Origin of the sequence: Maribacter litoralis, from assembly GCF_902506355.1 — a bacterium.
In the GTDB taxonomy this organism is placed as follows: Bacteria; Bacteroidota; Bacteroidia; order Flavobacteriales; family Flavobacteriaceae; genus Maribacter; species Maribacter litoralis.
The window spans coordinates 303039-314855 of record NZ_LR733271.1 but is presented as its reverse complement, the minus strand read 5'-3'; the positions used below and the strand labels follow the sequence as shown (position 1 = coordinate 314855).

The window sequence follows — 11817 nt, the reverse complement described above, 5'->3', positions numbered from 1 at the left end:
TTTTAAAAACGATTATGAAAAATATAATAACAGTGGTTTTTGTTTTGCTACTTTTTGGTGGTCAATTTCTCATGGCGCAACAAAAGAATGTGCTTATAATTTGTATAGATGACCTAAGACCAGAATTAAATTCATTTGGAGCCGACTATATCCATTCGCCCAACATAGATAGTTTAGCGAGAATGGGGCGTGCATTTACCAGACATTATGTAAACTCTCCTAGTTGCGGCCCATCACGTTATGCCTTTTTAACCGGACAATACGGATTGGAGTATAGGGGTGAATACAATCAGTCTTTATTTAAAAGATCGGAAAGCTTTAATGATAAAAATGCGAGTATAACACCTAGTATGCCAGAATGGTTTCGACATAATGGCTACACCACAGTTTCTGTGGGAAAAGTATCGCATCACCCTGGTGGTAGAGGTGGTGAGAATTGGGATGACAATAATATTCCAGAAATGCCAAACGCTTGGGACAAACATATCATGCCCGTAGCAGAATGGCAAAACCCAAAGGGAGCAATGCACGGCTTGGCATACGGTAAAGTACGTACGCCCAATTCCAGAGATGTTATAGAAACTGTAGACGGTAATGATAAAAGTTATCCTGATGGTCACATTGCCGAAGAAGGTCTTCGACAATTAGATCAGTTGGCAAAAGCTGATCAACCATTCTTTTTGGCGATAGGGCTTATCAAACCTCATTTGCCATTTGGAGTTCCTAAAAAGTATTTGGATCTCTATGAGAATGTAGAAATTCCGCCAGCATTACATTCAGAAAAACCTAAGGGAAAAACGACTTGGCACGGCTCCGGAGAATTCATGAATTATAATAGGTGGAATAAAGACCCACGAAAGGATAAAGACTTCGCACTAGAACTTAAAAAGTATTACGCGGCATGTGTAAGCTATGCAGATAAGCATGTAGGTGATATTATGCAAAAACTAAAGGAAACCGGGGCAGATAAAAATACCATTGTAGTATTATGGGGAGATCACGGCTGGCATTTAGGAGAACACGCTATTTGGGGCAAGCATAGCCTGTTCGAAGAATCGCTGAAATCACCATTGATTATTTACGATCCGGCGATGGTAGAAAAAGGAAAAATGAGCGATGCCATAGTAGAATCGGTCGACGTGTTTCCAACACTTTGCGATTTAACTGGCTTGTCCACACCAAAATTTGCAGAAGGCACTTCTTTGCAAACCTTGATAGATAATGTAAATGCCGAGGGGCATGAAGCTGTAGCTTTTAAATCGCACGCAACTACAATTAGAACAGAAGGGTATCGGTTTACGCAACATAAAAGCGGAGTGGTTGAATTGTACGACCATAAAAATACATTGGCAGAACAAGTGAATATTGCAAACGATAATCCAAAACTAGTGGAAGAACTTAGAAGAAAGATAATGGTTAAAATGGGGGCTAAAGCTTTTACATTTTCAGAATGATCTTGAAATTTTTAACGATTCTAATCCTTAACGGTCACTTATTAGGTATGCATAGCCCTTTTGCAATCTAATTTATATACATGGAGCATTAATTTATACGCTTTTACTATTAAAGAATTGATATTGGTGTATGAGACTAAATGAATCAACAAAATGCTAGATAAAGTAACTTTAAACGCTTTGTGTCAAAAATTAGAAGTGCTCTCCAATGTATATAAGGGGCTGGTATTTTTTGCTATAATTTTTTCCGGTCCCGAATTACTGGCGCAGCAATTTAAAGTGTATGATGCTCCCAAGGGTATAGTTTTAGCTGAATCTTATAATGTATACGTTGAGGGTAAAGAAGTCCCAGTTTACAGAACAAAAATACCTCCATCTAAACCAGTGCCAAGATTAAACCCAATTCAAGGTCAATATGGTCAAGCATCGGTAGCTTCTTTTGATATGAATGAAAGTGTTACGGTTTCCGTTACTTACTATGAAAAAGTAGAAACGGTTAAAATTTTGCCTACTTCATATGGAATTGAGCCAACTTTTAAGGGTAGTACTATAGTTTTTGAAATGAATGAACCAGGTCATGTAACGGTTGAAATTAATGGCGAGTGGCATGAATCTTTGCACATTTTGGCTAACCCTTTCGAAGAAAATATTCCTGATGTTAACGACCCAAATGTTATTTATTTTGGTCCTGGGGTGCACCATGTATCCCAGATAACGGTTAAAGATGGGCAGACCGTTTATATTGAAGGAGGAGCATATGTTTATTGTGTTCTGCCAACTAAAGAGGAAGAAATAGAAATTAGAGGGCATTTAAGAAAAAAACCAACATTTATTCTAGAAGGTAAAAATGTAAGCATTAGAGGACGCGGAATTATCGATCAAAGCAAAATTCCCAAAAAAGTAAGACGTTACACCATTTTGGCGCATAAAGCCGAAAAAGTAAAAATTGAGGGTGTAACCATTTTTGATCCTAGCCATTGGACAATTCCTATTCAAAGTAGTGACGATGTACATGTAGATAATATAAAAATTATTGGTTGGCGAGGTAATGCAGATGGTGTAGATATTACTAGCAGTAGGGATGTTTTGGTTGAAAATTGTTTTATGAGAACGTTTGATGATGCCGTTGTAATAAAGTCTTTTGGTGGATACGGCGAGGTCAACAATATTCACACACGAAAATGTGTGGTCTGGAACGAATTGGCTCACTCTTTTAGTATAGGCGCAGAGGTTCATGAGAATATCAGTAATGTACTTTTTGAAAATTGTGACGTAATTCACGATGTTGGCAGAGAAACAGCTTTACGGGTGTATCATTGTGATGATGCTGTAATAAGTGACATCACTTTTGATAATATTAGAATAGAGGAAGGCCGTAGATTAATATCTTGTTGGATAGGAAAAACAAGATGGACGGAAACCGAAGAACGCGGTCACATTAAAAATGTAACTTTTAAAAATATCACAGCAACTTCAGCTCCAATTGACACCACTCTAACCGGTTTTCAAGACGGACCCGATTGGAAGCCGTATATCATTAAAGACCATGCGAGTATAGAGCTTATTGGGTTCGATAATGAACATATTGTTGAACAGGTAATATTTGACAATGTAATGATCGATGGTAAAAAAGTAACAACTGACAATATCATTATAAATGATTTTGTCAAGGATGTTGAGGTTGAATAAAATTAGCATTCACAAGAAGGTTTATAAATAAACAACTAGTATGACTCATAAATTAAAATATTTTGCATTTATCCTTTTACTGCTTTTCAGTATGGCAATTTATGCACAAACAAAGGTGGAGACTTTAGCGGAATTAGTACCTTATTTAGGGCAGGACAATGTGAATGTGGTTTTAAAAGAAGGAACATACACCATTACGGTCAACAATATTAAAAACGGTACATTTAAATCTCACACTACAATCGATGATCATGAAGCTTTGGTGTTGTTGTTGTTTAGCGGTAACAATAGCGTATATGATTTTACCGGTGTCACTGTCAATGTAGAAACAGAGGTGTTGACAGCGTTTAAAGAATATAATGAGTTTTATGAACTTCAGGTAGTTGGTAATAACAATGTTATCAAAAATTTGACTTTGATAGATGTAGGTTCGGTACATGATCACCCCACAAGAAGAGCTTGTAATGTTGTTATGGATGGGGCAGGCAATAGAATTGAAGGGTTACATTTAAGTACCAAAGGATCTTACCCTTACGGATATGGAGAAACATTTGGTAAGGGAGGTAATAATGTGATAAATCATTTTAAACACTCCGCCTTTTTAATTCGTGGTTATAAAAATCATGCAAAAAACTGTACAATTATTCATAGGTCATATGGTCATGCAATGTTTATGCAAGCTGCAGATGAGCCTTTAATAGAAGGCTGTTATATAGAAGGTACTATGCGATCTACTGATGATATGCTAGCTGAAACCGGCACGGGTTCAGACGGTGACAAAGCAGGGTTTATGACGTATTTTGGGTACAAATTACCAGCAGGCTATATGATGAGTTTGGGCGAGGGTGGCATAAGAGCCTATAATGGTGGTGAAACTATTATTGACGGCGTAGTCTATAATCGCGGAACATCTAACCCTACCATCATCAATTGCACGGTAAAGAACATGAGAGCAGGGGTAACATTGACCCATGCCACGGGTAAAAAATATGTATCGGGGACGACTACTATTGGTTGTGAAAGAGGATTTTGTATCGGTACTGGCGATATTGTAGATAGTTATGCAGATACCCAATATGGACCAGCTCTTGGGGTAGATTATGTCACCGATAGCGGTACAAATGCAGATATTACGTTGCTACCTTATGAAGGTAAATCATATAACGGTAGTGGTCATGCCGCTATAATTATAGGAAGCGATCATAAAATTACTCTTAGAAGCGCTGTGCCAAATCCTGATCAAAATTTAAAAATTCAAGTAGGTGGAGATAATAGAACTATTGGTCTATTGAAGCGTGATGAAAACTATTCCGCTTCTCATATTAAGCTGAACAATTTAACGGAGTATCCGGTTTTTTTAGATGAAAATAGCAGTAATACTACGGGTTTATCAGCCGGAAAAGTTAGCGATGACGGTCAAAATAATCATCTGTTTTATAAAGCGATGCATTAAAATTGGTTTATCCATCCGAAAAATAAATTAAAGAATAGAAACACTTATTAATCTATGTTTTTACAATCAATACTTAAGCGTTCGAATAGAATATTTACATTTTTTATCGGATCCATAACAATATTATTTTTTTCATGTGAAGAAAAGAAGGAAATCACAACAGAGAAAGAAGCAAAGCCGAATGTTATTTTAATATTGGTAGATGATCAAGGGTATGGAGATATAGCGGCATTGGGTAATCCGTATATAAAAACGCCTAACATAGATAAGCTACATGCAACAAGTGCCCGGTTTACAGATTATCATGTAAACCCCACCTGTGCGCCAACAAGGGCAGCATTGCTAACGGGTCATAATGCAAATAGAACAGGGGTATGGCATACCATAAACGGTAGATCTTTATTGTTGGAACGTGAAACAACTATGGCTGAAATATTTAAGGAAAACGGCTATACCACCTCAATATTCGGAAAATGGCATTTAGGCGATAACTATCCGTTTAGACCACAAGATAATGGCTTTGATGAGGTGCTTTCTCACGGTGGTGGCGGTATGGAGCAAACCATGGATTATTGGGATAATGACTATTTTGATGATATGTATGTGCATAACGGTGAGCTAAAAAGATTTGAAGGTTATAGTACCGATATCTGGTTCAATAAAGCCATTAAGTATATTGAAAAAAATAAGGACAAACCGTTCTTTTGCTATCTGCCTACAAATACGGCACATTCTCCATACTTTGTAGCTGATAAATATATAGAACCCTATATGGATAATGAAGATATTCCCTTACCTGCTTTTTATGGCATGATCGCAAATATAGATGAGAATGTAGGGAAGCTTGTAGACTATTTGGAAACCTCAGAACTTATTAACAATACCATTCTGATCTTTACCACAGATAACGGTACGGCTCAAGGAGCAAGAACGGAAGGGCATCGATTGGATGGTTTTATTAAAAAAGGATATAATGCAGGTATGCGTGGTGTGAAGGCAAGTAAGTATGAAGGCGGACACCGAGTTCCTTTATTTATTCATTGGAAGAATGGTGGAATTACAGTTGGTAAAGATATTGATGAGCTAACGGCACATTTTGATGTATTGCCTACCTTGGTAGAAATGTGCGATCTAGAAGTAGATACAGCTATATCTTTTGATGGAAAAAGTTTGCTGCCTTTGATCAATGGCGAAAGTGAAGATTTTAAAGAGCGAATTGTTATTACTAATTCTCAACGTACCGAAAACCCAGAACCATGGCGAAGAACTTCTTTAATGCAAGGTAAATGGCGATTGGTAGATAGTACCGAGTTATATAATTTGGAAACAGATCCAGAACAACGTAAAAATATAGCCTCAAAACATCCTGAGAAAATGGCGGAGTTTAAGAAAGCTTATAATCAGTGGTGGCAAGATTTGCTACCTAGGTATGATGATTTACCAAGAATTTATGTGGGTAATGAAAATGAAAATCCAACGAAATTATATTGTCATGACTGGCATACGCAAGGCGATAGTCCGTGGCACCAAAGACATATTAGAACAGGTTATATGGATAATGGGTATTGGGCAATACATGTAGACCAACCAGGTACCTATGCTGTAAAATTACGTAGATGGCCCGAAGAAACGCATTTAGCTTTAAACGCTAAAGCAGCTATTAGACCTGCAAAAGAAGGAACCAGTGTTTCTGCCAGTAAACCCGGAAAATCTTTGCCCATCAAGAAAGCAAGATTAAAAGTACAGGGTACGGACAGTGAAATTGAGGTGGATCCTACAAAAGAATATGCTGAATTTAAGGTGGATTTAACCGAGGGGGAAGCCGATTTACAAACCTGGTTCACTTTAGAGAACGAAGAAACGTTGGGAGCATATTTTGTGAGCCTAGAGAAAATAGATTAGGTTAATACACTGGTTATAAGGGGTTAAATTTATCGTGATTCATAATTTATCAATTATGAACGATGAGTTATATTTATATGGCGGCTAAATTCCCATATTGCATTATATCGCTAAACCAAATTATAAGAGTTACATGAGTTTACGGAACAATAAATATTTTAATGGGGTATCAATAGTGTTATTGTCCCTTTTGTTCAATTACGGTTGTGCCCAAACATCGAAAGTAGTCTCATTAAATGATACCTTAAGTGTAAAATCAACTTTGCTCTATCAAGATGATTTTAATGATGATTTAAGCTCATGGAAAGTTGAGCAAATGCCAGGCGGTATTTCTGAAATCAGAAATAATAAGCTTGAAATTGATGATGTTTCAGGCTGTACGATTTGGTTTAAAAAAGAACTATCCGGACCCATAATGATAGAATACGATACTTATATTATATCTGACGGAGGTGAAAATGACCGGGTTTCTGATATGAACTGTTTTTGGATGGCTACGGATATGGAACATCCAAATGATTTGTTCAAAAATTCAACAGGCAGACATGGCAAGTTTACAAACTATGATGGTCTGCGTCTGTATTATATGGGTGTAGGTGGGCATGATAATAGTAAAACGAGATTTAGAAGATATGTAGGTAATGGAGAACGCCCACTGTTGGAAGAACATGATTTTACCAAATCTGAGTTTTTACTGGAACCGAATACAACCTATCATATTAGAATCATTGCCTTTGATAATGTGATTCAATATTACAGAAACGGAGTAAAAATGATCGATTTTTACGATGCCGACCCATACACGAAAGGTCATTTCGGGTTTAGAACGGTAAAAAATCACATGACAATAGATAATTTTAAAGTGTACAGATTAAAACAATAATTAAAATATAATTAAATGTCTACAACCTATAATACGAGATATGCTTCTAGTCCAGAGGCAGTTAAAAAATACGACACCACAGCTTTAAGAGATGAGTTTTTAATTGACGACCTTATGAAAGAGGGCGAAATCAATTTAACTTACACGCATTACGATCGCTATATAGCTGGTTCTGCTGTGCCTCAATCTAATTTAAAACTGGAAACCATTGATCCTTTAAAGGCTGAGTTTTTCTTGGAGAGAAGAGAAATGGGTATTATTAATGTAGGAGAATCGGGTGCAGTTGAGGTAGATGGTACCACGTATAGCTTAGGACATAAAGATGCTTTGTATATTGGTATGGGAGCAAAAGAAGTCGTTTTTAAAAGTGACGACACTAAAAATCCGGCTAAATTCTATATCAATTCGGCACCGGCACATACCAATTATCCAACGAAAAAAGTAAGCTTAGAAGAAGCTAATAAATTAGAGTTGGGTTCTTTGGAGACAGCAAATCATAGAACGGTAAGCCAAATGATCATTGGCGGGGTAGTTACTACATGTCAATTACAGATGGGAATGACCAAGTTGAAAACCGGAAGTGTTTGGAACACCATGCCGGCACACGTTCACGATCGTAGAATGGAAGTTTATTTTTATTTAGATGTACCAGAAGGGCAGGCAGTGTGTCATTTTATGGGGCAACCACAGGAAACCAGACATATATGGATGCACAATCACCAAGCGGTAATTTCACCACCATGGTCTATTCACTGTGGATCAGGAACGTCGAACTACACTTTTATATGGGGTATGGCAGGTGAAAATTTAGACTACAGTGATATGGATGTTGCTGCAATAACAGAATTAAAATAAAATTATGTCTACGGAACTATTTAATTTAAAAGGAAAAGTTGCTCTTGTAACTGGCAGTACCCATGGTTTAGGTATGGCAATGGCAAAAGGATTAGGTCTTGCTGGGGCAAAGTTAATTGTGAATGGAAATTCATCACAAGCTAAAATTGACGATGCCGTAGCATTTTACAAGTCCTTGGGCATTGATGCATACGGTTTCAAATTCAATGTTACAGATGAAGAAGCAGTTATAAAAGCCTTAAACGATATACAAGCTAAAGTAGGCGCAATAGATATTCTTGTTAATAATGCGGGCATTATTAAAAGAACGCCATTGGAAGATATGGAAGTGGAAGACTTTAAAGAAGTGGTCAATGTAGATTTAGTGAGTCCGTTTATTGTATCAAAACATGTGGTAAAAACCATGATTTCAAGAAAACAGGGAAAGATCATCAACATTTGCTCTATGATGAGTGAATTAGGTAGAAATACCGTGGGTGCCTATGCCGCTGCAAAAGGTGGATTAAAGATGTTGACACAGAATATGGCCACTGAATGGGCTAAACACAATATACAGGTCAATGGTATTGGTCCGGGTTATTTTGCCACAAGTCAAACCGCACCCATACGAGTAGAGGGGCACCCTTTTAATGAATTTATTGTGAACAGAACACCGGCGGCAAAATGGGGCGACCCAGATGATTTGGCAGGTGCGGCGGTATTTTTATCGTCTAAGGCAAGTGATTTCGTGAATGGACATATTTTGTATGTTGATGGTGGAATTTTAGCAACCATTGGTAAACCAAGTAATGAAAAATAATAGTATGATAAACCAGATTCATTTAAAGTATTGTGCGGCAATTGTTACCTTGTTCTTAGCAGGGTGTTCGGGTAATACATCGTTAGAAATAGAAGTTATCAATAGTTTGGATATTGACCGTTCTTTAGAGACCGTTGAAATTGATTTGGCGCTATTGCAGTCTAACGAATCTTTAAAGTTGATATCTGGAAAATCGTACAAGATTAGTGAAGCTGGTAGTACTAAAGAACTGTTATCACAATTAAGTGATATTGATGGAGATGGTACACATGATGTACTTTTATTTCAGCCAGAAATAGGAGCGAATTCAAGTAAAACCTTTACAATAACATTAAAGGATGCCGAAGCTCCATCTGAAGAAATACCAACGTGTTATTCAAGATTTGTACCAGAGCGTACAGATGATTATGCTTGGGAAAATGATAGGGTTGCATTTAGAACATATGGTCCTGTAGCACAAAAAATGATAGAGGATAGTATTCCTGGAGGTACACTTTCAAGCGGAATGGATGCATGGTTAAAAAGAGTGGATTACCCTATTATAAATAAATGGTATAAGAAGGAATTGGAAACAGATGGATCATATCATGAAGATGATGGCGAAGGGCTCGATAATTTTCATGTAGGTACCAGTAGAGGAGTAGGTGGAATTGCTGTTAAAGTAGATACCGCATATCAATTTTCTAGAAATTTTACCGATTACAAAACCATTGAAACCGGACCGTTAAGAACCAGTTTTTGGATTAGCTATGCACCTTGGAAAGCAGGAGATAAAACTATAACTGAAAAGAAATTTATTTCACTGGATCGAGGAAGCAACCTATCTAAATATAGGGTTGAGGTGGAAGGCTCAGAAACAATATCCGTTGGTCTTACACTGCATGAGAAAGATGGTGAAATATCTACCGAGGTAGAACATGGTTGGGTCAGTTATTGGGAGCCTTATTTTGGTTCTGAATTGGGAACAGGAATTGTAGTGCCTTCGAATGCTATGTTAGGGTATGATGAATATGTTACCGATGCCAAGGATCTAAGTAATTTGTATGCACAGGTAAAGGTAGCAAATGGTGAAGCTGTTTATTATACAGGGTTTGGCTGGAAAAAAAGCAAACAATTCAGCACCAAAGAAGAGTGGAACAACTACTTGAAACAATTCTCTAAAAAAGTAAATGCTCCTTTAGAAGTTAAAGTGAAGTAGTAAAAATAGAAGAGTAAATTTTGCGGATGATAATTTTACAGAATAAGTATTAGTGCTTATCAACGTAAAATAATCATCCGTTTTTTAATAAATTTTCTTGATGAGATGATTAGGGAAGTCCGTCGTGTTCTCACAGCATACTTGCTCCATAACCTGTTGTAGTTCAGTTTTCAATAATGATATAGTATGATTTCCACCAGTATTTCCCAATGCAGCCACTCCATACATAAAAGAACGTCCTAAGAAGGTGAATTCTGCTCCAGAAGCCATTGTTCTAGCAATATCAGGACCAGAGCGTAAACCACTGTCCATCATTACTTTTATTTGGTCGCCATACTTTTCGGCAATGCGCGTTAACGGTCTGATGGTAGACTCACCGGCATCTAACTGTCTTCCGCCATGATTAGAGACAATAATGCCATCCACACCTAAACGAATTGCTTTCTCTGCATCCATTTCAGAAGCAACACCTTTTAGCACCAATTTTCCTTTCCACATATCGCGAATAGGTTTTATTTTCTCCTCGTTCAATCTACCAGTAAAGGTCTGGTCCATGAACTTTCCTAGTTGTTTTAAATCTAGGTTTTTGGGCATGTATGGTTTTAGGGTTTCAAAGTTCGGTTGACCATGAATTAAGGTTTTCATTGCCCATTCTGGCTTTCCTAAAATTTGAAGAATATTCTTAACACTCATTTTTGGCGGCATGGCCAATCCGTTTCTAATATCCCTTGGTCTAAATCCAAATGTGGGAACGTCGGATAAAATAACCAGAACAGGGCACTCTGCTTGTGCAGCTCTTTGTATCATATCGTCACGTAACCTATTTTCGGTAGGGTGATATAATTGAAACCAAGCTTGCCCCTCTGTAATTTCAGCTATTCTTTCAATACTACTTGTAGATACCGTACTTAAAATAAAAGGAACTTTGTGTTCAAATGCCGCTTTTGCCAATATTTCTGGAGCATTGGGCCACATTAACCCTTGTAGACCAACGGGAGCTATACCAAAAGGGGCGTCGTACGTATGCCCAAAAAGCTCGGTTTTCATATCAGAACCGGTATGCTTACTTAAATAGCTGGGAGACAGTTCCACCTTTCTAATATCACTGGTATTTTTTATAAGGTTAACATCTTCGTTACAGCCACCATCCAAATATTCGAAAGCGAATTTTGGAATTTTTTTCTTGGCCTTATTTCTTAAATCGGTAACTGAAGGGTAATTGTTGTTGATGGCAATTTTGGCTTTACTCATAATTCAAATATTTTGTTCATTAATCGCCATTTTTCTCCTGGTTTTGAGTTTGGTATAGCTTGTTGATATTTCCACATTAAGGTTTCCCATTCCTGCACCTTGGCATTGTTTTCATCAGCTTGTTGCTTTTTGTCAAAAGAGAATAATGGGTTGGTTTCCATAATCATAAAAAGCCGGTTTTCTACGAGATAAATATCTAAATTTTCTATGTGAGAACCTTTTATACTTTCAATAATTTCTGGCCACACATTTTTATGATGCTCTATATATTCGTTGATCAGTGCCTTATCGTTCTTTAAATCTAAGGCAAAACAATGTTTTTGGTTTTCCATG

Annotated in this window: 10 protein-coding genes; 8 read left to right on the top strand and 2 right to left on the bottom strand. The window is 37.2% G+C overall.

Going from position 1 to position 11817, the window contains the following annotated elements:
- Positions 1–14 precede the first annotated feature (14 nt).
- The 8 genes from EXIGUO8A_RS01305 to EXIGUO8A_RS01270 all read left to right on the top strand — a co-directional run bounded on the left by EXIGUO8A_RS01305 (position 15) and on the right by EXIGUO8A_RS01270 (position 10233).
- Positions 15–1454: a sulfatase gene (locus EXIGUO8A_RS01305; protein ID WP_201304094.1), complete on the top strand. Its 1440-nt coding sequence runs from the start codon at positions 15–17 to the stop codon at positions 1452–1454.
- 153 nt (positions 1455–1607) lie between these two features.
- Complete coding sequence (locus EXIGUO8A_RS01300; RefSeq protein ID WP_159301649.1) at positions 1608–3143, top strand: glycosyl hydrolase family 28 protein; 1536 nt, start codon at positions 1608–1610, stop codon at positions 3141–3143.
- A 40-nt stretch (positions 3144–3183) separates the two neighbouring features.
- Positions 3184–4596: a hypothetical protein gene (locus EXIGUO8A_RS01295; protein WP_159301648.1), complete on the top strand. Its 1413-nt coding sequence runs from the start codon at positions 3184–3186 to the stop codon at positions 4594–4596.
- Positions 4597–4650: 54 nt separating this feature from the next.
- Positions 4651–6498, top strand: a complete 1848-nt coding sequence (locus tag EXIGUO8A_RS01290; RefSeq protein ID WP_159301647.1) for an arylsulfatase — start codon at positions 4651–4653, stop codon at positions 6496–6498.
- 133 nt (positions 6499–6631) lie between these two features.
- Complete coding sequence (locus tag EXIGUO8A_RS01285) at positions 6632–7381, top strand: DUF6250 domain-containing protein (protein ID WP_159301646.1); 750 nt, start codon at positions 6632–6634, stop codon at positions 7379–7381.
- Between the two features lie 15 nt (positions 7382–7396).
- Positions 7397–8236: a 5-dehydro-4-deoxy-D-glucuronate isomerase gene (gene kduI / locus EXIGUO8A_RS01280; RefSeq protein ID WP_159301645.1), complete on the top strand. Its 840-nt coding sequence runs from the start codon at positions 7397–7399 to the stop codon at positions 8234–8236.
- Between the two features lie 4 nt (positions 8237–8240).
- Positions 8241–9035 carry a gluconate 5-dehydrogenase gene (locus EXIGUO8A_RS01275; protein WP_159301644.1) on the top strand — a complete coding sequence of 265 codons (795 nt, stop codon included), beginning with the start codon at positions 8241–8243 and terminating at the stop codon, positions 9033–9035.
- A 4-nt stretch (positions 9036–9039) separates the two neighbouring features.
- Complete coding sequence (locus tag EXIGUO8A_RS01270) at positions 9040–10233, top strand: DUF4861 domain-containing protein (RefSeq protein ID WP_159301643.1); 1194 nt, start codon at positions 9040–9042, stop codon at positions 10231–10233.
- Between the two features lie 84 nt (positions 10234–10317).
- On the opposite strand, the gene EXIGUO8A_RS01265 is transcribed toward EXIGUO8A_RS01270, so the two are convergent.
- Positions 10318–11484: an alpha-hydroxy acid oxidase gene (locus EXIGUO8A_RS01265; RefSeq protein ID WP_159301642.1), complete on the bottom strand. Its 1167-nt coding sequence runs from the start codon at positions 11482–11484 to the stop codon at positions 10318–10320.
- A complete protein-coding gene (locus EXIGUO8A_RS01260; RefSeq protein ID WP_116769651.1) occupies positions 11481–11816 on the bottom strand; it encodes an L-rhamnose mutarotase in 336 nt (111 codons plus the stop codon). Before EXIGUO8A_RS01260 ends, EXIGUO8A_RS01265 begins: the two co-directional genes overlap by 4 nt.
- Position 11817 lies beyond the last annotated feature (1 nt).